Below are 21,567 nucleotides of genomic sequence, written 5' to 3' on the forward strand. Positions count from 1 at the left end.
ACAGATAGATTATTTCAATCGCTGAAATTATTTGTCGGCGAATCCAATGACGGGCATGAAGGGCCAATTCATGAGCTAAGTCTTGGTGGCGCCAATTTGATTTTCCTCACGCTCAAGCTGCTCGAATTTAAGTATCGGAATGCAAGGCACACGATTGCGAACTTCTTGCTAATTGAGGAGCCCGAGGCGCATTTGCACACTCACGTGCAAAAAACCTTGTTTGACAATATCGGCGACAGCGGCGCGCAAATAATTTATTCCACGCACTCAACCCATATCTCTGAAGTCAGCAACGTTAGCAACGTGAATGTCCTGGGCCGCAACGGAAAGGCCTGCGAGGCGTTTCATCCGTCGACCGGGCTAGAACCAGCAGCAGTTGGAGCAGTTCAACGCTACCTGGATGCCGTACGGAGCAATCTTCTGTTTGCGAAAAGCGTTCTTCTTGTCGAGGGCGACGCTGAAGCTATCTTACTCCCGCTTCTTATTAAGAAGACGTTAGGCGTCAGCCTCGATGAGCTTGGAATTAGTTTGGTAAATATCGGCAGCACTGGCTTTAGCAATATTTCCATCCTCTTCGACAACCAACGAATTCGGCGGCGTTGCAGCATTATTACAGACCAAGACTCCGCCTATGCTCCCATTCAAATTCTTCCTGCTGACGACGAACCCACGCGTAAGTGGAAGAAGAAAATGGAAGGTTCGGCAGCTGCCGGAGCTGCACGAAAGGCCATACTGGATGCTGAGGCACTTGGGAACCGTTGGGTCAAACCATTTTATGCGACATACACCTTCGAAGTGGACTTTGCTATCGTCAACCAGAATATCTTGGTCAACTCCATAGATGAGGTCTACGCCCAAGATGCAGCCAGAATTGAGGCAAGAGCAGATTTCCAATCCGGACAAATCGCTCGTTATGGACGACGAACATTGACCATGGCAGCCTACAAAAAGAAGGGATGGTTCGCCATCCTCTTGGGCAAATACATTGACGGCCTTGCTAGAACTCCAGCGTACATTCTTCAAGCAATTGCTTTTGCCCACGGAACGTTCTCACGTGAACTGATTTTCAGAATACTCCACCATCGATTGAGACACTACGTTGGCCAAGACGGCCAATTCCCTACCGTCCAATTGCAAGACTACTGGTCCCGTGTCTGCCTCTATCGAACCGAAGGTGTTGATTTCAATACCATTCGAAATGAGACGTACGCATCTCTCCCAGACGACCAGGTCTGCGACCTCCTGCGAGCCATACCATGAGCTTCACCTGGACAGATGCAGACTTGAATCAGGAACAGTCTGATGCGGTTGTAGATGAGGGGAACGTCTTCTTGGTGGCATGCCCTGGTAGCGGCAAAACACGCACTCTTACTTATAAAATTGCATATGAACTGTCGCGGATTCAAAGCCCGAAGAAGTTCGTCGTGGCATTCACATATACAAACCGAGCAGCGGATGAAATCCACGAGCGCATTGAAAATCTCGGAATCGATACGTCACAACTTTGGATTGGAACAATTCACTCATTTTGCTTAGAGTGGATTCTGAAGCCATACGGGATATATGACCCGCGCTTGGCCCACGGCTTCCGTATCATTGATGTCCATGAGCAAGAAGAACTGCTAGAGGGATTTTGTCGCGCACAAGGAGTCGACCTCTGGGACTGTGGTTACTACGTCACTGAAGATGACTATCATCTCAGCTGCATCGACAGAAGCAAGCATCCAAGACTTCACGCTGTCTATGCTCGTTATTTCCAGCATTTGGCAGATAACCGAATTTTGGATTTCGAGCAGATACTGCAATACGCGTGGCGACTATTAGAAAGCAAGCCTGAAATAGCCCGAGTCTTATCGAACCTGTTCCCGCTCATTCTGGTTGATGAATTCCAGGACACAAAAAGAATTCAATACTCCATGCTTGGCGCTATTCTTCGAGTAGGTGAAGGTCGAACACGAATTTTCATTGTCGGCGACCCAAACCAGGCCATTTATGGCTCACTCGGTGGCTTCGCAATGGCTGCCCAGGACTTTCGGGCATTGTGCGGTCAACCGCTAACTGAGCGGCAACTTTCCGGAAACTATCGTTCATCTGCGCGCATAGTCCAATATTTTTCGAACTACAACGTTTTTGCTACGCAGATTTATGCGGCCTCGCCGGACAGCGGCTTCCCCAGCATCGTCACATACAACAATACTGTCCAGAAGGATGTGCTCATAGACGAAGTGGTTCGCCTTGTTAGACAAGCGTTAGATGCGGGAATAGCGCAAAGTGAGATTTGCATTTTGGCTCCATGGTGGATGCATTTGGCTGCAATGACTCGGCGTCTCATGGCGGCCCTTCCACATTGTGAATTCAATGGCCCTGGCATAGTTCCGTTCAGTCGCGACATCGAGAATTTCTGGTACCGGCTTTCAAGAATCGCGTTGACACAAGCGTCACCTTCTCAGTACACACGAAGAATGCGCTGGGCTGCGGAAGTAATCCGTGACCTTGAAAGTGAAGGAATTGACGTTAGCAGCATCACCCCCAAGGTGCTTCTGCGCGAATCAAATTCGATTCATATCGATGAACGCGATGGCCTCGAATATTTGACTGAATATTTCTCGCAACTCATGGAACGCCTCGGAATTGATTGGCGAGCGTTCCCGCTCTTGGCATCCCATCATGCTGCGTTCTTCGCGAGCTCATTGGCACAGTTAAATAAGGTACGAGGAGAAGGCATTGATTTGCGCGATATCGATTTCTTCCGAAAAGTCTTCAAGACGCGCAGTGGAATCAATGTGAGCACCATACATGGTGTAAAAGGGGCCGAATTTGATGTCGTGATTGCCTATGCGCTTCTACAGGGAATGGTACCCAATTCCAAAGATGTCGACGGCGAGGTAAGTGCGAAGAAGATGCTGTACGTTGTCGGCTCTAGGGCCAGAAAGCACCTGCATCTAATTGCGGAAACAGGCAGAAGGTCCGGGCGTACTGGACCTATCTACCGTCCGACCGAGGTACTCGCCAGATGTGTCTTCCCATACAACCTAGCTTAGCTCAACGCTGCCGCGAAACAAATGACGATGTGAAGCTCACCCGCACTTACGGTAAAACATGGCCATTAAAGTAGGATATTCCGATTGAATCCTACTTTGCTGCGCATCCGGAATTGAGACTCAAGAGGCATCAGCGCGAAATCTGGCAGACATCGCGACTCTCATGCGCAACGCCATGAAGAAGCAGACGGTAACGCAACAGGACTTACGCGAGCGCCGACATAGCCAGGCGAACGCTGACGGGAGTGCTCAGCGGGGAATCGGATTACATGGTCACAACCCTGAGGGCGGTGCTCGACCGATTGGGCCATGAAATGGTCATCGTGCCCAAAATGGCCGTGCGCGTATTTCCGTCGGAGCGGGAGCCCACTGAGCCGATAGTGAAGACGAAGGTGCAGGCCGCAACTGAAAAGCTCAATCGGCTTTCACCAGAGAAGTAGACAACGCGGTGGAGTACCTAGGCTACGAGCATAGAAGCGGTCGCCCAAATCCTGCGTCATCGCTGAACCAGCTGTCCTCGTCCCTCGGTGGGCTGGTCACAGACGTCTTATTCATCAGTGAGCTTTCCGCACGTGCGGCAGAAGTGCTGCCGGATGCCATGACAAAGGCAAAGACTGGTCGTCTTTGGCCGTACGATATGTCCTTGAAATCGGCGGTTAAGTTGTCTAACGTATGAAAGCGTCGGTGCAATGCCGGTGCTTAACTGAAGAACGCCCTGTCCGCTCAGTAGTAAAACCGCTTCCTGCGGAGGATGCCCTATTTATGAGAGGGTACAACTGCAGGAGAGAGGCAATGAAACAAGGTTTGACACCGTATCTATGGTCGGCTGAGCGCTGCCGAGTTCATGAGATAGCAGTTGCTGAAATCGTTGTCGGATTTCTCTATCGACAATTACGATTGTTTGGTCCGCGCATAAATGCCGAGCACCGATACCGGGAGCGAAGTACAAGATGTAGCGGAGATAACTTTTCTTCCGGTGTAACCTTATTTTCCGCGCTGTTCCGCCCGCCGCTGCGTGGCCCTTATCGAGGCCTTTTTCCATTTTTGGGAGCTACTGCCTTGCCGCTTTTTTGTGCAGCGGTGATGCTTGTAGTGATTTCGTTACAAGCTTGTAGTGCAAAATATTTTTTCATCAAAAAAATCGCTATTAAATCAGGCACATCCTCTGATTTTGCTTGTAACGTCGCCGATTTGCTGTCTATCTTTCGCAAAAAATCTTTTGTAAGCTGCGCGGCTAATGAACTTATTTGCCACCCAATGTTTGCTCAAAAGATGCGCCTTCCTCCGCTCAATACCGTTGCCTCCCCCATTACAGCAGCATTCGTGCTCGCCGCAGCATTGCTCATTTTGAGTCCTATCGCAGCCCGTGGAGGTCTGTCATGAATCGCACTTCAGTGACCTATGGAAGGCGTGGGCGTCTGAACGAAACAAACTCAGGTATTCGACAGACGGCGCCGACGTTTGGTAAAGCAAAGCACGGCACATTTATGGAAAAGGCTGGCGGTCACATTACCGTTGAATCGGACGGGGAAATGTTTGCGGCTCGGCTGCTTTCCATCGACCCGCGTGTGAGTAGTTTTCAACCTCAACCGTTCACCGTCGACCTCATTGACCAACGTCTGTTGCTAACCACCGAAGCCAGAAGCACCGCATGGCGGAGGCACCATCGAGCCGAAGGTCCGAAGTTCTATACGCCTGACTTTAGTGTTGTGCATATGGACGGCCTACGCTATTCACTTGAAGTCAAAGCCGAGGGATTTGAAGGGGATGAGCTGTATCAAGAAAAAATTGAACTAGCGCGTCCAGTGCTGGCAGCCAACAATTATCCGCTGCGGACAGTGGTCTTTCCGAAGAACACGGCCCACCCTATCCGCCTGAACGCTCACCTGCTCAAACAGGCGGCACAGCAGATTCACACGTATTTCGATGAAGACTTGGTCGAACGTGTTTGTCAGCGATGCGGCGGCGTGCCTACGACGATGCTCCAACTGTGTAAAGACCTGCAGCTGATGCCGGGGCTCATACCTATCTTGTTGGTCAAAGGCGTTCTAAGTGCCGACCTTGCTCGTTTTCAGATAAAGGGTGCCTTGCCGCTGACTCTCGGATTTGGCGATTTGACCATCTCTGCTTGATTGAAGAGGTGGTGCAATGATTCGGACCTTGCTTATTCATGACCGTTTGGCTGACCCCAAAAACCACCAACACTATCTGGAGGTCGTGGACCCACATCTTCATGGCGGCTGCATCAAAGTCTTCGACCCAGAAAAGAAAGAAGACTGCTATGTAGAGATGACCAAGGTATCGGAAGAGATTTATAACGGGACGATGACCGTCCTCCGAAAAGGAAAGCCGCTTGTCAGTCTGGTGGCGCAACCATTCGACGAAAGCCTTCGCAAGAAGGATAGTTTCATCCGCCAAGTCATGCGGACTGTAAAGGACAATCAGAAGTTGGGAAAAATCAGTTTCTTAGAAGCATGTCGGCAGACGAAGGAAGAATATGAGACGGCGGCTACCGCTACTTCGCCCGCATTTCCTGCATTAGCAACGTTGTACCGATACCACCAGTTGGAAATGAGAGGTTTGCCTTTAATTCGCGGTGCAAAAAACAAAGGCAACCGTACTAAGCGCTATCCGCAAAAGGTGATTGATGTCATTTGCCAGCTTGCGAGAGAACACTACCTACAGCCTCACTCGCTATGGTCTATCAAAAAGATTGCTGAAAAAGCGGACAGAAGTGTACGCGGCTCGCTCCTTCCAGAAGACGCACCTCCTATCAGCACTAGATTCGTCAAGAACACCATCCATCGGCTCGTACATGTAGACCCTAGTGCCGCGCGAATGCTGCCCAAAGACGCAATTGCTGGCAAATCCGTAGCCAGAAAACGCATCAGAGCGGAGCAGCCGCTTGAGCGAGTTGAGCAAGATGCTGTTCATCTACCTTTCGTTGTTAGGACGCCTGGCGGTATCTCTAGCCAAGTGCACCTGGTTCACGCCATCGACTGTTGTACAGGTCTTCCACTTGGTTGGTGTCTCGTCGTAGGCGCGCCCACCGATAGTGACTCGCTTGCCTGTATTGAGATGTACATGACGCCGGATGCCCGTGCGCGGAGATTGAAGAAATTAGACCTCTCTTACAACATCTTGGCCTACGGTACACCCGCGCAACTTCTATTCGACAACGGCGCAGAAAATCAGGGCGGAAGAATCATGAATCTGCAGAAGCTTTATGTAGATACCAAACATTGCAGAGCGCGTGCTGGCCAGGAGAAGCCATTTATTGAGCGGCTCCACGGTTCGCTCAAAGAAGACATAGAGACGCTGCCTGGTTGTACTCGACTCGACGGCGAAGATGGTCTGCGTGACCCGCTCGCATTGGGCGACGAGCTCATGGATATAGATGAGCTAGAGCGGTGGATTGTAAGGTGGTACTACGAAAAATGGGGCAATCATCAACTCGACCGTTTGCTGTGGGAGACCGTTCTCGACAGCAACGTGGAAGGCGCAACACCCTTGGCACGTCTAGCCTACTTTGAAGAGTCGTGCGTCCCCATTGCACTTCCTCCCTCCCGTGCCGATTGGTTGTCGGCTTTGTACGAGCAAGTGGAACGTAAATTAAGTAGAAAGACGGGTGTCACGATAGATGGACTTCACTACAAAGGAGAAGATTTCGGGACGCTGATTGATAAATATGGTGAACAGCAATTTTTGACTATCGTCTTTAACCCAGACGATTTTCGGTATGTTTATGTTCGAGAAGGGGATGACCAGCCGTTGGTCAAACTAGAATTTGAGTATCTCAAGCCTGAGACTCCAGCATGGTCATTTAGGGAGGCGAAGGAGCGCTATGCAAAGGCGAAACGCAGCACCAGCCAGATTCCTGGAGCGGATAAGTTTTCCCAAGAATTGCAAGACCGAAGCTCGCAAGGGAAGCGTTCCGCAAGCGCTAAAAATCCTAGCAAACGTGAACGAAACCGGGAAACAAAAGACAGAACGAGGGAGATTAATGCGATAAAGCGGGCAGCAATTCCGAAGAGTCCGATGCTGTCCGCGCAATCGGCTAAGTCGCAAAAATCAGTAGAACAAATTCAGCTGGAAACTGCCATGCTTGAACCGACACCTCTTCTAACTGTGCTTAATCGTGACAGCGGAGATGAAATCTGATGATGCCCGCGAAGAAGTTACGTGTCGATATCGAGCGCTGTGAACTGCAGCATCCTCAATTTCTGAAACAGCTCCTTCCATTGAAGCAACGTATTGAGGACGCAATTGATGGTGCCGCTAGCCGTATTGAACGTGTAATCGGTCCCTCGCGTGTCGGTAAATCCATGCTGATTAACTCACTCAGTCGAGACTACCCAGAAAACAAAGTTAATGGGCGTAGACAAGTGCCCGTGCTTGTTGTCCCGGTACCGACGCCGGTTTCACCTCTGTTGTTGCCTTCCAGCGTGCTGACCGCGCTTGGTATTCCGATACAGGGAAATATTACATCCGGTGTAATGGGAAAGCGCATGCAAGAGCAACTGAAATTGGCAGGCACACGAGTGGTTATTTTCGAAGAGGCAAGTCACCTCGTGGAGGTCGGTGCACGTGTTCCATCTCGTAGTGCTGGGGATTGGTTTAAGTGGTTAGCAGATTCCCAGAATCTAACTCTGCTCCTTTTTGGTGTGCCGAGACTGGAGCGTCTCTTTGATATCAACGAACAATTGCGGATGCGGGCATCGGCGGCGCGTAGGTTTCTGCCCTATGACTCTCGGATTCAAGAAAGTATGCAAGCATTTCACACCTGCGTGGCGACGTATGCGAATCTATTTTCTGCCGCGGGATTTCCAATCGCACTACCGCCGCTCGCTCTTACCCATCAGTGTTATTTGCTGACCGGCGGGTTAGTTGGCCTTTTGAGTCGGTTCATGCAGGAGCTTGCTGGTCAATTGGTACGGGAAATGCCGAGGTCGGTCGGGTTTGAGGATTGTCGGGCTGCCGCTATTGCCATTGAGTCTGTCGGCTCAAGCCAATTTAGGGCGTTCGAAAGCTTTGATTGTGAGCAGAAAATTTCCGCTGTCGCGCTCCATGATGCCTACGTTCAGGTGATGAATATTAACGAGCTTAAGGTTCCAATCCTTGACAGCCGAGAAGGAGCTCTCCAATGACGTTGGTTGTAACCTATGCTCCGCATGACCATGAGTCAGCTATGGGCTACTACCGCAGGCTTGCTGCGGACAATCTTGTTTCTTGGCGGGAGTTGGCCGGGCTTGCTGATTTGCCACGCAACCGCAACGCGCTCCTAACGCAACCGGAAGCCGTAGCGACGGCTCTCGGGTTAGAGCTTGAATGGGCAGAATTCGCGTGCCGACAAGATGAAATGGCCCCAACGGCTAAAGGGCTTCGTCGAAGCCTAGCAGATGCGGTTTGCCCTGATTGCCTTTTGGAGGCAGTATATATTCGTGACTATTGGGAGCATGCGTATGTGACGGCATGCCCTCATCACCATACAAAGCTTGTTGACCATTGCAATGAATGTGGCGCGGCGCTTTCACCGCATCGGTTTCACATCGATAGCTGTGACTGTGGTCATCCGTTAGGCATGTTGCCTCGGAATGCGGCAAATCCTTCCCAGCTCTGGTTGTCTACGTTAATTGCTAGTGGTGGTGCCCACTCGGGTGGAATTGAGCCGGCGATGAATGGAATAGATGTGGGCGTCTTAGCTCAGGTCATTCGTACGTTGTGTATCTATGCAGAACCAGAAAATTCGGTACCACGACGTGGTTCGCTAAAGCCCAGATATGTGCACAGTGCAATTGATTTTCTCGCGCCGCTCGAAGCTCTTTTGGCAGCATGGCCAAATGGATTCCAATCTCATGTGAAGATGCGCATTGCCGCAGGGCGTCCTAAGGCGCGCACTTTGAACTCGCTTCTGGGGCCATGGTACGTTACCTTACGCAAGCTCTGCCAAGGCACAGTGCTAGAGCCGTTCCTAACCAGCATCATTGAAGTAGCGGCTGAGCGCTTTGATGGTGCCCTCGGTATGGACTCTGCTAAGTCAATCGTAGAAGGTGTGACCGCGTATATTCGTAGGCCTGAGGCAGCGAGGAGTATTGGCATCAGCGATTCTCGATTGCATAAGGCCATACAAAATGGCGAATGTGCACATCGAACGCGCCGTGTGGGGACGCGTGGGGAGCTCTATGAAATTCCTCTTGAGGAAGTCGAACGCATAAAAAAAAGCCGCAACGGATGGATATCGGAAGAAGAAGCAGGCGAATTGATGGGTGTGCCAGCTTCGGTCGTGCAAAACATGATGTTGGCAGGTGTTATTCGTTCAGATGTCAATTGGCGCCACGATATCTTGAAAGGCGGTCTGATTGAACGCAATTCAATACAGACATTGGCACAGCGAGTCCGCGATATGGCGGTTCCTAGAGCTGCGGGAGTACGCGAGAAGATAACCTGGGCAGGATTGACCACTCGGCGTATGGGAGATAAGCAAGCAATTCAAGAAACCATGCGAGCCGTAGTTGATGGGACGATTACCGCTGCTGAGATTGGCAGCCGACTAGGAGAAATGGAGTTTCTGCGTAGCGACGTTGTTCCTTATTTCGGCACTCCTTTACTTGAATCAGGATTCTCGGTTCAGCAACTCTCAAAAATCACCGGTTGGAAGTGGGAGAGCATCTCGCACTGGATAGAGACGGGACTGTTGGAATCCGAATCTATTGTGCTTCGAGGGCAACGATGCCGAGTGGTCTTGCCGCATCAGTTGCTGACATTCCGTCAAAAGTTTGTACCCATTGCGGAACTGGCCCGAGCTCTCGAGACGAAGTCATCTGCTTTATCCAAATTGTTAGTCGGCATCGAATTCGTCGGTGCACAGCAGCTGCCCAATGGGGCGATGCGTGGGGTTTTGGTTAGAACGGCTGATTTATGCAAGCTTGCCGTCCTTGGCGCCAAGGCGGGAAAAGACCTGTTTGTTCCCATGCCCAATATAGACGGCTAGACTTCTCCTCTGCCTTCTTTCTCCGTTTAGCTATAGGGCTCAGCCAGAGAAATATAGGTGTAGTTCACTCTAACTACGGTTGGTGAGGCTGAGCCTAGCCCTCCCGGGACCAATGCCCGAGAATCGCCTTCACTCAGCCTCACCATAACCGCTACGGAATGGAGCCGGCCTCGCCCGGTAGACTTTCGTTTCACGCCTCTGCCTTCGCCAGCGTGCCAGATATCTCAAAACATCCCCCCAGAATCTGGTGTCCCCTATACGCTGGTGCTAGTTATCTCGTCCACATAGGCGGCAGTTCCTGCATTACCTAAGCCCCTATTCCGAAGCCAAGTGATGCCATGCTTACACCGGCTTCATGCTGACCGATGATTGTGCAGTTCCTGCTTTGCAGTATAAGCAGGAGTATGAATATCATCGCTAGCAGCGTGGTATCGACTTAATAGGGCAATCTCGACACAAAATAATAAATAAATTGCCATTGCTCTTCCATTCCGCGCATATTTTTATAAAATCTCTATAGTTCCTCGGCACATTTTTCGATAGTGCCTCTCGCGGATGGCGAGTGAGCCCACTTGAGCCCACATAAGCTGATGGGAATGCGATGATGGGAGGGCTAATTTCCGAGGAGCGGCGCCAGAGTCGCGGTGCGGTTGGAGCAGTAAAAATTTCTCGATTTATGCGTCGGGATTTCTCAAGCTATGCATTCATAGCATCCCGAAAAGCCTTGTCTGGCAAGGCTTGGGTTTCTCAGTTTATGCATCCGTCTACAATTTCACTGGACGATTTCGGTACCGGTTATTCGTCGCTCTCCTATCTGGGGCGTTTCCCCATCGATCAGATCAAGATCGACCAGAGCTTCGTGCGCCAGATCCAGACCGATGCGGCCACGGCCAGCATCATCCGCAGCATCATCATGCTGGGCCAGAGCCTGGGCCTGTCCATCATCGCCGAAGGGGTGGAAACCCAGGAGCAGCGCGACCTGCTCCATGCGCAGGGTTGCACGCTGTACCAGGGTTTCTGGTATGGCAGGCCGATGCCGGGCGAGCAGTTCGCAGCGCTGTTGCAGACGCCGCTACCTGCATCTTGAGCATCACGACAGCCTGCTTACGCGCCGTTGTAGAGCGAGGAGTCCAAGGCCTGGCCTTGGGTGCTGTTGTCGCTCGCCGATGGCTTGGCGCCGCTGTTGTGCATCGGCTCGCCCAGGCGCGCGGCTTGCAGTTCGGCCAGGACATCGGCGCGGGTCTTGCTGCTCTCGAACTTGACGACGGGGTAGTTGTTACGGGCGCTCAGGTTGGCCTGGTCGCGCGCGGCCTCGGTGGTGACGGTGGATTGGGCGAAGGCCGAGACGGAAAAAGCGGTGGCCAGGGTGGCGATGATGAGATGCGAGGTTTTCATGGTGGGGCTCCTTTGTAGAGAGGTTTTACAAGGCCCGCTGGCGCTCTATGGGGGAGGTCGCGGCAGGGGCGGCGCGATCGTCAGGACTGGTTCCGGCGTATCGTTGGAATGGATTCTAGGGCGTGGCTGCGCACAGAAAGATTGCCTAGTCATTACAGATTTGTAATGAATGCCGCACGCCGCTGGTTCACAATACCGGCTTATCCGTCAAAGATCCGATCATGCATATCCTGTTGGTAGAAGATGAACCGAAATCCGGCGACTACCTGCGGCGCGGCCTCACCGAGGCCGGCTTCGTGGTGGATTGGGTGCAGACCGGCGTGGATGGCCTGCACAACGCGCGCACGCTGGACTACAAACTCATCATCCTGGATGTGATGCTGCCCGGCATGAATGGCTGGGACATCCTGCGCGAACTGCGCCGCACGCACGACACGCCGGTGCTGTTTCTGACTGCGCGCGACGAAGTGGAAGATCGCGTCAAGGGCCTGGAGCTGGGCGCCGACGATTACCTGGTCAAGCCCTTCGCATTTACCGAATTGCTGGCGCGCGTGCGCACCCTGCTGCGGCGTGGCCCCAGCCGCGAGGCCGATGTGATCGAGTATGACGACGTGGTGGTCGATGTCGTGCGCCGCAAGGTCAGCCGCGCCGGCCAGCGCATCGATCTGACCGCCAAGGAATTTGCGTTGTTGCACATGCTGATCCGTCGCCCGGGTGAAGTGTTGTCACGCCCCCAGATTGCCTCGCAAGTGTGGGATATGAACTTTGACAGCGATACCAACGTAGTGGACGTGGCTGTGCGGCGCCTGCGTGCCAAGCTGGATGAAGGTTTCGACCAGAAACTGCTGCACACCGTGTGGGGTATGGGCTATGTCTTCGAGGTCAGGCGGTGAGCCGTACCCCGGCGTCGATGAGTCTGCGCTTGGTGGTGCTGTTCGGGCTGCTGGCGCTGGCCCTCTTTACCGCCGTGGGCAGTTATCTTTCGCATTCGCTGCATGTGCAACTGGAGCGGCGCGACGATGAAGAACTGGCCGGCAAGTGCCGCTCCATCAATCACCTGGTGGAACACGCCGCATCGCTGGAGGATATCCTGGCGCGCCGCCACCTGATGCTCGACACCCTCTCCGGCCACGACCAGATGCTGGTGCGCATCGCCCGCGCCGATGGCAGCACCCTCATGGAAAGCCACGACCCGGCGCGCAGTGCCCCGGACCTGGATCTGTCGGCGATCAACATCCGCAGTTGGGACCGCATCGAAGCACTGCGCGTGGGCCAGCTGCGCGCACGCTACATCGCCAGTATGCCGACTACGCGCTCCGGTGAAAAAGCCATCGTGCTGGTGGTGCGCACCGCCTCGGACCGCATGTTGCTGCTGGCTGACTATCGCGCCGACGTATGGTGGGCTGCGGGGATCGGCACCCTGCTGGCTACGCTGCTGAGTTATTTCCTGGTGCGCAGCGGCTTATCTCCCTTGCGCATGATGGCGGCGCAGACGCGCGCCATTTCCGCCCACAAGCTCGACACCCGGCTCGACCTGCAGGCTGCCCCGCGCGAGCTGCACGAGATCGTGCAATCCTTCAACGACATGTTGGACCGCCTGCATCGTAGCTTCCAGCAATTGAGCCAGTTCTCGGCCGATCTGGCGCATGACGTGCGCACGCCCCTCAACAATCTCATGGTGCAGACCCAGGTGGCGCTGGGCAAGCCGCGTGGCATCGATGAATACCAGGCCCTGCTCAGTTCCAACATCGAGGAATACGAACGGCTTTCGCGCATGATGGAGAGCATGTTGTTCCTGGCCCGCGCCGACAATGCCCACGTGGTATTGCAGCTGCAGGAGCTGGATGTCGCGGAGGAACTGAGCCGCATCGCGGAGTATTTCGAGGGTATCGCCGAGGAGGCGCAGGTGCGCATTGCCGTCAGCGGCGCCGGACGCCTGCGGGCCGATACCATGCTGCTGCGCCGGGCGGTGGGTAACCTGGTGGCCAATGCGATTCGCTATACGCCCGTCGACGGTGTCATTACCTTGCAGGCCAGCCTGACCGAAGGAGCCACCATCATCGAGGTGGCCAATCCGGGACCGGGCATTGCACCCGCCCAGGTCGAGCGTATCTTCGATCGCTTCTACCGCGCCGACCCCTCGCGCAGCAGCGCCGGTGGCTCCAGCGGACTGGGGCTGGCCATCGTGCGCACCATCATGGCATTGCATGGCGGACAGGCCAGCGTGCATAGCGAACCGGGCCGGCAGACGGTATTTGCCCTGCGCTTTCCCACGGGGCAGGCGAGTTCGTCGGACAAGTCCTGAAAGGCTGGCGCGAGGCAGTGAGCGTCAGCGCCGCGGCGCCACCGGTTCAGCGTGAATCTTCACTGGGTAGTGACAGCAGCGAGATGCGCATCAGGTCCGGCAGTTCCATCTCCAGCGCGATGGCCAGGGCTTCCATGTTGTCGACGGAAATATTCCTCTCACCGCGTTCAACTTCGCTGAGATAGGTGCGACTGATGTCAGCACGGAAGGCAAGTTCTTCTTGTGACATCTCTTTCAGCCGGCGTACCCTCCGGACGTTTTGTCCGAAGATAACGCGGGCGCTCGGTGGAGTCTCTTGATTTTTCATGAGCGCAAGGATCGGGCGGCTAGGGGTGACGGTCGATTAGCTACAATTACAAAGACACAAACTATTGGTGACAAACACTTATACCCTCGAATCTCTTTGCAATTAATCGAAATTTATCGAGATTACTCTCGTAATTTGAGTCGTCATTTTTCGAAAATCTACTAGTGATCTTTAGAAAATTTTCAGAACTTTGCCTTTAGTTTGCACTCCTCCTCCCATCGGGCGAGCGAGCCGCCGCGTCCTTTCTCATCTTCTGCCATGGAAAAACACCACGCCTTGCGCTGTACCAAACGATGGGCCATGGGATGCCTGCTGGGATCGGCAGCCTTGTTCGTGGCTGCCTCGCTGGCGCCGCCCAGCACCGGCAGCGCCCTGCTGCGCGCCATGGCCGAAGCGGCCATGGTAGGTGCGCTGGCAGACTGGTTTGCGGTGACCGCGCTGTTTCGGCGTATTCCCTTGCCGTTGCTGGCGCGGCATACGGCCATCATCCCGCGCAACAAGGAGCGCATCGCCGACAACCTGGCGGTGTTCGTGGAAGAAAAATTCCTGGGTCCGCAATCGCTGGTGAACCTGCTGCGCCGCCATGACCCGGCGCAGCGCCTTTCGGCCTGGATGGCCGATCCTGACCATGCCGCCCGCCTGGGCCACTACATGGCGCAGGCGGTGGCGGGCGTGCTCACGCTCACCGACGACCGCCGCATCCAGGCCTTCGTGCGCGAGGCCTTGCATACCGCGCTGGGCAAGCTGGACCTGTCGCGCTCGCTGGCCAGCATCCTGGACACCCTGACCCTTGACGGCCGCCACCAGCAACTGCTGGACCGCGCCATCGTGGCCCTGGCCGAACTGCTCAACCGCGAAGAGACACGCGATTTCATCGCCGAGCGCATGGTCGACTGGCTGCAGCGCGAATATCCCAAGATCGAAAAACTGCTGCCCTCCAACTGGATCGGCGAGAAGTCCGCCGCCACCCTGGCCGACATCCTCGACAAGCTCTTGAGCGGCATCGCCCAGGATCCGCATCATTCGCTGCGCCAGGCCTTCGACCGTCAACTGGCCAGCTTCATCACCCGCCTCAAGCAAGACCCGGCCCTGCGCGCGCGGGCCGAAGAGATCAAGCGCGAAGTGCTGCAGGGCGAGGCCGTCAACGCCTATGTGGCCGGCCTGTGGGACAGCCTGCGCGATTGGCTGCGACAAGATCTGGAGCGAGCCGACTCGGCCCTGCACGCCCAGGCGGCGGCAGCGACCCAATGGATAGGCCGCGCCCTGCAGGACGATGCCGAACTGCGCGCCTCTCTGAACAAGCACCTGGAACAGGCGGTGGCCACCTTGAGCCCGGAACTGGCGCAACTGTTGACGCGCCACATCAGCGACACCATCAAGCAATGGGACAGCGCCGAACTGTCGCGCCAGATCGAACTGAACATCGGCCGCGACCTGCAATACATCCGTATCAACGGCACCCTGGTCGGTGGCCTGATCGGGGCCGTATTGTTCGCGCTGTCATGGCTGATGCAATGGCTGGTGCATGGCGCATGAGCCAGGCCGGGTGATGATGGGCACTACGGCTCCATCTCCTTGAGCGTCTTGCGCATGATCTTGCCGGTGGCCGTGGTCGGCAAGGCATCGACGAAGGCAATCATGCGTGGATATTCATGGGCCGCCAGTTGCGCGCGCACGTGCTGCTGCAGCTCCGCCACCAGTGCGGCTCCTGGCGCATGACCCTCCTTGAGCACGACAAAAGCCTTCACCACCTCGGTACGCAGCGCATCCTTGACCCCCACCACCGCCGCGATGCGCACGGCCGGATGGCGCATCAGGCATTCCTCGATCGGCGCCGGTCCGATGCGATAACCGGCGCTGGTGATGACGTCGTCATTGCGCCCCAGATAGCGGATATAGCCGGCTTCATCCATGTTGCCCAGGTCACCGGTCAACAGGAAGTCGCCGGCGAACTTCTCGCGCGTGGCCTCCTCGTTGCGCCAGTAGCGCAGGAACATCACCGGGTCCGGCGCGCGGATGGCGATGTGGCCCACTTGGCCGCGCGGCAGGAGATGGCCTTCTTCATCGACGATCTGCACCTCATGCCCCGGTACCGCGCGCCCCATGCTGCCTGAGGCGCTGGGATAGAGCTGTGAGGAAGAGGACACCACCAGGTTGCACTCGGTCTGGCCGTAGAACTCGTTGATGGTCACGCCCAGCGCCTCGCGGCCCCAGGCGATCAAGTCGTCACCCAGCGTCTCTCCACCACTGGCCACGCTGCGCAGCGAGAAGGGCCACTGCGAGCGCGGATCGGGGGTGCCGCGCAGCATCTTCAAGGCGGTCGGCGGAAAGAACACATTGCGGATCTGATGCCGCGCCAGCAGACCGAAGACCGCCTCGGCATCGAACTTCTCCAGCCGCCGCGCCAGCACCGCCACGCCGTGATACAGCGCCGGCAGCAGCACGTCGAGCAAGCCCCCGATCCAGGCCCAGTCAGCCGGGGTCCAGAAGCGGTCATCCGGTTGCGGAAAACTGTCGTGCGAGACCTCCACCCCCGGCAGATGGCCCAGCAATACCCGATGCGCGTGCAGCGCACCCTTGGCCTTGCCGGTCGTGCCGGAGGTATAGATGATCATGGCCGCCTCATCGGAGCGCGTCATGACCGGCTCCAGCACCGGCGAGGCAGCGTGCAGGCGATCCCAGAAGTCGGTGGTCTGCGGCAGCACGATGTCGGACGGCTCCACGCAGAACACCACCTTCAATGCCGGCAGTTCGCCTGCCAGGTGGAGCTTGTCCATGCCGCTGGCATCGGTCACCAGCGCCGCCGCTTCGCTGTTGTCGAGCCGGTAGGCGATGGCCTGCGGCCCGAACAGGTAGAACAGCGGCACCGTCACTGCGCCCAGCTTGTAGGCGGCCAGGTGGGTGATGACGGTTTCGATGCGCTGCGACAGGTAGATGCCGATGCGATCCCCGCGCCCGATACCGGCCTCGGCCAGCGCATTGGCGAACTGGTCGCTCAAGGTCTTGAGCTGGTCGAAGCTCCAGGTGGTGACGCTGCCGTCGCTCTCCTCGCAGAGGATGGCGGTGCGACCGCTGCCATCGGCCCAGCGATCGCAGGCGGCGATGGCGATGTTGAAGAACTCGGGGATGTGCCATGCGTAGGGCGTCCGCTCTTGCTGATTGCCATTGCCGTCATGCAGGTAATGAGCGCGAGTGATCGTCGGGCGTGGCGGTATGTCTGGGGTCACGTTGGTCTCCTTGGAGGATGCGGTGGGCCTGGCCTGCATCGGGCGCGGGCTCCGGGAATGGTGGATGTTGCTGGCTGCCTATCATAACGTCCCCTGCCCGCTGGCAGCAGGGCACAAGGAAATGTCATGCCGTAAGTGCGCCAGTCGAACTCCGACGATTTTCGCCATCAACTCCTCCTCCTCGCACTTAACTGCGCGTGGTCTGCCGCTAGCATGAGCCCTCCCGTTAACCTGCGCCGTCTTCGCCGCATCGGCCTGTGAGACAGCGCCCGCGAGGACTTCCGCATGTTACCCATGACCCTCATCACCGCGTTGGCCGCCTGGACCCAGTCGGCGCGCGCCATCCGCCTGCGCTTGCCAGACTCGCACCAGCACCTGCAGGAAGCACTGCTGGTCACCCATGTGGCCGGCAGCGAATCCGTCTGCGGTGCGCTGGACTATCAACTGCTCTGCATCTCGACTACCCCCGATCTGGAGCTCAAGCAATTCATGGCGCTGCCGCTCGAATTGCAGTTCGTGACCGACGGTGGGCAGTTGCGTACGGTCTGCGGCTTCGTCGCCGAAGCCACCGAAGGCCAGCTCGAGGAAGGTCTGGCGCGCTATCGCCTGGTGGTGCGCGACGCACTGGCGCTGATGGGCCAGCGCATCAATACCCGCGTCTTCCTGCACATCAGCGAGCAGGACATCACCCAGGTGATGCTGCAGGAATGGCGCCAACGCAATGCTTTGCTGGCCAGCAGTTTCGAGGTGGATTGGTCGCTGATGAGCGAGCTTGGCCCGGCGCGCGAATTCACCATGCAGCATAACGAATCCGATGCCGACTTTCTGCGCCGCCTGTGGAAGCGGCGCGGCATCGGCTGGTTCATCCGCCCCGGTGGGCGGTCTGTGCCGGGCCAGAGCGACAGCGCGCGCCACACCCTGGTGCTGTTCAGTGAGGCCTTCGAGCTGCCGCGCAACGTCGCGCAGACGGTGCGTTACCGGCGCGACCATGCGCCCCAGGAGCAGGACCGCATCCTCTGGTGGAGCGCCACGCGCCAGCTGCGGCCCGGCAGCGTGAGTCGTCATGCCTGGGACCATGTGCCCGCTGCGGCCATGCGCAGCCATGCTGACACGCGCATGGACCAGGGCGAGCTGGGCAATCAGTTTGCCTCTCTCCTGGACGATTATCTGGTCGACGCCCCGCACATCGGCGAAGACAGCGAGGATTATCACCAGTTGGGCCAGTTGCGAATGCAGCGCCACGCCTACGAAACCAAGTGCTTCCACGCCGAATCGGACGTGCGCGCGCTGCGCGTGGGCGAATGGATCGCGGTGGAAGACCACCCGGAACTGGAGCGCCACCCTGCGCATGAGCGCGAGTTCATCCTGACCCGGCTGGAGGTCTATGCCGAAAACAATCTCCCGGCCGCGCTGGACCAACATCTGCAGTCCTCGGGCGCGCTGGCCGGCTGGCCCCTGGCGCCGGAGCTGGCAGCGCTGCGCCAGCGTTGTCATGCGCAAGGCCGGCGCTACCTCAATCGCTTCGATTGCGTACGCCGTGGCACGCCTATCCTGCCGGCCTTCGACCCGCGCCGCGACCTGCCCAGGCCGCGCCTGCAGAACGCGCACGTGGTCGGCCCGGCAGGTGAAGAGTTGTATTGCGACGCACTGGGCCGCATCAAGCTGCGCTTCCCCGGCACGCGCATCGAAGATCACGCCCATGCCAACGGCGCCGGCGCCGGTGACAGCGAACGTGATTCGGCCTGGGTACGCGTGGCCAGTTATTGGGCCGGCAGCCAATGGGGTGCGATCAGCCTGCCGCGCATCGGCGATGAGGTCATTGTCGACTTCCTGGGCGGCGATCCTGACAAGCCCATCGTGGTGGGCCGCGTCTACAGCGGCCTGGCCTTGCCGCCTGCCTTCAGCCAGATCGGCAGTCTGCCCGGCAACCGCTTCCTGGCAGGCATCAAGAGCAAGGAAGTCCAGGGCTACCGCTACAACCAGCTACGACTGGACGACACGCCGCACCAGATCAGCGCGCAACTGTCTTCGGAGCATGGCCACAGCGAACTGAACCTGGGCTGGCTCACCCATCCGCGCCACGAAGGCCATGGCGCAGCCCGCGGCGAAGGTGCCGAGTTGCGCACCGATGAAGCACTGGCCCTGCGCGGCGCACGGGGCGTACTCATCAGCGCTGCCGCACGCGAGCGCGCCAGCGGCGGCCAACTCGACCGCCAGGAAATGCTGGGCCTGCTGCGCGTGCTGCAGGATGTCCAGCAGCAGTTGGCCGAGCTGGCCAAGACCCATGATGCTGGCAGCACCGAGGCCAAGTCCTTTCAGGCACTGCGCGAGCAGCTTGCAGGCTGGGAGGCCGGCAGCAACACCGATGCCCAGGGCAGTGGCGGCGGCAAGCCGGTGGTCGCCGTCACCGCCCCGGCGGGCGTGGCCATCACCAGCGAAGACGGCGTGGCCATCGGGGCGCAGACCCAGGTCGACATCATCAGCGTGGGCAACACCCAGCTCTCGGTGGGCAAGCGACTGTTGGCACGCGTGGCCGAGAGCATCAGCCTGTTTGCCCAGCGTCTGGGCATCAAGCTGGTGGCCGCGCGCGGCAAGCTGGAGTTGAGCACCCATGCCGACGATATCGAAGCCAGCTCGGCCAAGCGCATCGTCCTGACCGCCGCCGATGAAATCGTGCTGCAGGCCCCCAAGTTGCGGCTGCTGGCCGAGGGCGCGCAGATCGACCTGGGCGGTGGCGTGATCACCCAGCAGAGCAGTGGCGACCACGTCATCCGCTCGGCCGACTTCCATCATTTGAACGGTACCGACGCGCAGCCTCCGGGTGTGCCATTGCCGGCCAGCCAGATGCGCACCGATGAGCGCTTCATCCTGGCACGGCGTGGCAGTGGGCGCCCGCATGTGCGCCAGCGTTACCGCATTGAGCTCGATGATGGCAGCGTCATCGAAGGCGTCACCGATGAGCAGGGCCGCACGGTGTTGAGCCAGGACATGGCCTTGCGTATCGCGCGCTTGCGCATAGTGAAGGAGTAGACGATGAGTGCATCTTCCAATCCGATCCCGGCAGCCGAACCGACCCGCCTGGTCGGCACGGCCTGGGATGAAGACGGCAATGACGTGGCGCAGTCGGTGCTGACCGGACAGAACATGAAGGTCAGGGCCTTGTGCCTGACCACGCCGGATGCGGTGGTCCCCATCCTGTTCGTGCCCGGCATCATGGGAACCAGACTCAAGGTCATCGGGCGCGACAAGGGCGCGGCATGGTATCCGCCCGATACCAAATGGGAGGAGCTGGTGCTGGGGCTCAAGTACTTGGTGCGCACGGCAGCAGACCGGCAACGACTGCTCAATCCGGATACCACCGAGGTGGATGAAGACGGACCCGCCTCGCCCGACGACACCAGCAAGATCCTGCTCGCGCTGGCGCCCGGCAAGACCGATGACGAGCGCATCAAGTGGCGTGGCTGGGGACAGCTCCATGAAGATAGTTATTCACGGATTCTCTCGCTGCTGGAGACCAGCATGGCGATGATCTTCGATCCTGCCAGCCAGGGGAAGGTGCTGACGGCCCATTGGAAGGAGCTGGTCATGGATCGGCAGGATGCGGCCAAGCTGGGGGCGCAGAAGCCTTTTGTTCCGCTGGAGGAAGAACACTTGCGGGATGCTGCCGAATTGCTCTATCCGGTTCATGCGGTTGGGTACAACTGGTTGCAGAGCAATAGCGACTCCGCCGAGAGACTGGCAGCCGAGATCGAGCGCATCACCGCGTATTACCGCAGCAAGGGAAAGCATTGCGAGCAAGTGATTCTGGTCACCCACAGCATGGGCGGACTGGTGGCGCGGGCTTGCGCCCAGCTCCCCGGAATGGATCAACGCATTCTGGGCGTGGTGCACGGTGTGATGCCCGCCATTGGCGCACCCGCGACGTACAAGCGCATCCGCGCGGGGTTTGAGGGAATCGCCCAGGTGGTCCTGGGTCGCAATGCCGCCGACTGCACGGCAGTGATGGCCAATGCACCGGGCCCTTTGGAATTGCTACCGACGCCGCAATACAAGACCTGGACCAATCGCGGCGAACAGCATTGGCTGCGGGCTAGTTATCGGGCCATTGGGCAGAGTGGGATGCCCGAGGAGTTGGAGAGCTTTCTGGGGGAGGGGGATCCCTACGCGAATATCTACCTGAACAATACGCCGGATTGGTGGAAGTTGGTGCGGGAGGACTTGATTGATCCGGCGGGTAAAGAGGATCGGGAGCGGGCAGAGAGAGAGGGAAAGGTAGGGTTCCGAAGGATCCGCCTTCGTCA

General features: G+C 57.4%; 16 protein-coding genes and 1 pseudogene. 14 read left to right on the forward strand and 3 right to left on the reverse strand.

The genetic code is table 11. The features are described 5' to 3' along the window. The 9 genes and pseudogenes from I5W_RS17535 to I5W_RS17570 all read left to right on the forward strand — a co-directional run. A partial coding sequence (locus I5W_RS17535; protein ID WP_044530182.1) for an ATP-dependent nuclease occupies positions 1 to 1,260 on the forward strand: 1,260 nt, incomplete at its 5' end. Beyond that, complete coding sequence (locus I5W_RS17540) at positions 1,257 to 3,041, forward strand: UvrD-helicase domain-containing protein (RefSeq protein WP_044530183.1); 1,785 nt, start codon at positions 1,257 to 1,259, stop codon at positions 3,039 to 3,041. The genes I5W_RS17535 and I5W_RS17540, both read left to right, overlap by 4 nt. A gap of 269 nt (positions 3,042 to 3,310) precedes the next feature. After that, entirely contained in the window at positions 3,311 to 3,481 is a 171-nt protein-coding gene (locus tag I5W_RS32130) for a hypothetical protein (RefSeq protein ID WP_159106131.1), read from the forward strand. Positions 3,482 to 3,833: 352 nt separating this feature from the next. Continuing rightward, the gene (locus tag I5W_RS31440; RefSeq protein WP_148289138.1) at positions 3,834 to 4,424 is read left to right on the forward strand and encodes a hypothetical protein; all 591 of its coding nucleotides are present in this window, start codon (positions 3,834 to 3,836) and stop codon (positions 4,422 to 4,424) included. Further along, positions 4,421 to 5,173, forward strand: a complete 753-nt coding sequence (locus I5W_RS17550) for a Tn7 transposase TnsA N-terminal domain-containing protein (RefSeq protein WP_252717086.1) — start codon at positions 4,421 to 4,423, stop codon at positions 5,171 to 5,173. Before I5W_RS31440 ends, I5W_RS17550 begins: the two co-directional genes overlap by 4 nt. Before the next feature lie 16 nt (positions 5,174 to 5,189). Then, positions 5,190 to 7,202 (forward strand): integrase, encoded by a 2,013-nt coding sequence (locus I5W_RS17555; RefSeq protein WP_044530185.1) that lies wholly within the window; start codon positions 5,190 to 5,192, stop codon positions 7,200 to 7,202. Further along, complete coding sequence (locus tag I5W_RS17560; RefSeq protein WP_044530186.1) at positions 7,202 to 8,188, forward strand: ATP-binding protein; 987 nt, start codon at positions 7,202 to 7,204, stop codon at positions 8,186 to 8,188. The genes I5W_RS17555 and I5W_RS17560 overlap by 1 nt, the downstream gene beginning before the upstream one ends. Beyond that, positions 8,185 to 10,032 carry a TniQ family protein gene (locus I5W_RS17565; protein ID WP_044530187.1) on the forward strand — a complete coding sequence of 616 codons (1,848 nt, stop codon included), beginning with the start codon at positions 8,185 to 8,187 and terminating at the stop codon, positions 10,030 to 10,032. Before I5W_RS17560 ends, I5W_RS17565 begins: the two co-directional genes overlap by 4 nt. 757 nt (positions 10,033 to 10,789) lie before the next feature. After that, positions 10,790 to 11,119: pseudogene (locus I5W_RS17570) on the forward strand (EAL domain-containing protein); the annotation flags it as partial. Positions 11,120 to 11,136: 17 nt separating this feature from the next. Here I5W_RS17570 and I5W_RS17575 read toward each other — a convergent pair. After that, the gene (locus I5W_RS17575) at positions 11,137 to 11,427 is read right to left on the reverse strand and encodes a DUF4148 domain-containing protein (protein WP_017452715.1); all 291 of its coding nucleotides are present in this window, start codon (positions 11,425 to 11,427) and stop codon (positions 11,137 to 11,139) included. Positions 11,428 to 11,648: 221 nt separating this feature from the next. Between I5W_RS17575 and I5W_RS17580 the strand changes: the two genes are divergently transcribed. Continuing rightward, the gene (locus I5W_RS17580; RefSeq protein ID WP_017452714.1) at positions 11,649 to 12,320 is read left to right on the forward strand and encodes a heavy metal response regulator transcription factor; all 672 of its coding nucleotides are present in this window, start codon (positions 11,649 to 11,651) and stop codon (positions 12,318 to 12,320) included. Next, positions 12,317 to 13,732 carry a heavy metal sensor histidine kinase gene (locus tag I5W_RS17585; protein ID WP_044530188.1) on the forward strand — a complete coding sequence of 472 codons (1,416 nt, stop codon included), beginning with the start codon at positions 12,317 to 12,319 and terminating at the stop codon, positions 13,730 to 13,732. Before I5W_RS17580 ends, I5W_RS17585 begins: the two co-directional genes overlap by 4 nt. A 46-nt stretch (positions 13,733 to 13,778) precedes the next feature. Here the strand turns inward: I5W_RS17585 and I5W_RS17590 are convergent, their stop codons facing one another. Further along, positions 13,779 to 14,039, reverse strand: coding sequence for a helix-turn-helix domain-containing protein (locus I5W_RS17590; RefSeq protein WP_017452712.1), 261 nt, complete (start codon positions 14,037 to 14,039; stop codon positions 13,779 to 13,781). Between the two features lie 258 nt (positions 14,040 to 14,297). Here I5W_RS17590 and I5W_RS17595 point away from each other — a divergent pair, with 258 nt between their 5' ends. Continuing rightward, a complete protein-coding gene (locus I5W_RS17595; RefSeq protein ID WP_044530189.1) occupies positions 14,298 to 15,575 on the forward strand; it encodes a DUF445 domain-containing protein in 1,278 nt (425 codons plus the stop codon). A gap of 23 nt (positions 15,576 to 15,598) precedes the next feature. On the opposite strand, the gene I5W_RS17600 is transcribed toward I5W_RS17595, so the two are convergent. Beyond that, the gene (locus I5W_RS17600) at positions 15,599 to 17,218 is read right to left on the reverse strand and encodes an acyl-CoA synthetase (RefSeq protein WP_044530193.1); all 1,620 of its coding nucleotides are present in this window, start codon (positions 17,216 to 17,218) and stop codon (positions 15,599 to 15,601) included. Positions 17,219 to 17,560: 342 nt separating this feature from the next. Between I5W_RS17600 and I5W_RS17605 the strand changes: the two genes are divergently transcribed. Both I5W_RS17605 and I5W_RS17610 read left to right on the forward strand, forming a co-directional pair. After that, on the forward strand, positions 17,561 to 20,296 hold the full coding sequence (locus I5W_RS17605; RefSeq protein WP_044530190.1) for a type VI secretion system Vgr family protein: 2,736 nt from the start codon (positions 17,561 to 17,563) through the stop codon (positions 20,294 to 20,296). Between the two features lie 3 nt (positions 20,297 to 20,299). Beyond that, a partial coding sequence (locus tag I5W_RS17610) for an esterase/lipase family protein (RefSeq protein ID WP_044530191.1) occupies positions 20,300 to 21,567 on the forward strand: 1,268 nt, incomplete at its 3' end.

It is taken from the genome of Herbaspirillum sp. B65, assembly GCF_000333555.1.
GTDB lineage: Bacteria > Pseudomonadota > Gammaproteobacteria > Burkholderiales > Burkholderiaceae_D > Herbaspirillum > Herbaspirillum rubrisubalbicans.

Coding starts and splice junctions, on each gene's coding strand:
- I5W_RS17560 (WP_044530186.1), top strand. CDS start 7,202: ATGATGCCCGCGAAGAAGTTACGTGTCGATATCGAGCGCTGTGAACTG.
- I5W_RS17605 (WP_044530190.1), top strand. CDS start 17,561: ATGACCCTCATCACCGCGTTGGCCGCCTGGACCCAGTCGGCGCGCGCC.
- I5W_RS17540 (WP_044530183.1), top strand. CDS start 1,257: ATGAGCTTCACCTGGACAGATGCAGACTTGAATCAGGAACAGTCTGAT.
- I5W_RS17595 (WP_044530189.1), top strand. CDS start 14,298: ATGGAAAAACACCACGCCTTGCGCTGTACCAAACGATGGGCCATGGGA.
- I5W_RS31440 (WP_148289138.1), top strand. CDS start 3,834: ATGAAACAAGGTTTGACACCGTATCTATGGTCGGCTGAGCGCTGCCGA.
- I5W_RS17580 (WP_017452714.1), top strand. CDS start 11,649: ATGCATATCCTGTTGGTAGAAGATGAACCGAAATCCGGCGACTACCTG.
- I5W_RS17575 (WP_017452715.1), bottom strand. CDS start 11,427: ATGAAAACCTCGCATCTCATCATCGCCACCCTGGCCACCGCTTTTTCC.
- I5W_RS17590 (WP_017452712.1), bottom strand. CDS start 14,039: ATGAAAAATCAAGAGACTCCACCGAGCGCCCGCGTTATCTTCGGACAA.
- I5W_RS17565 (WP_044530187.1), top strand. CDS start 8,185: ATGACGTTGGTTGTAACCTATGCTCCGCATGACCATGAGTCAGCTATG.
- I5W_RS17555 (WP_044530185.1), top strand. CDS start 5,190: ATGATTCGGACCTTGCTTATTCATGACCGTTTGGCTGACCCCAAAAAC.
- I5W_RS32130 (WP_159106131.1), top strand. CDS start 3,311: ATGGTCACAACCCTGAGGGCGGTGCTCGACCGATTGGGCCATGAAATG.
- I5W_RS17550 (WP_252717086.1), top strand. CDS start 4,421: ATGAATCGCACTTCAGTGACCTATGGAAGGCGTGGGCGTCTGAACGAA.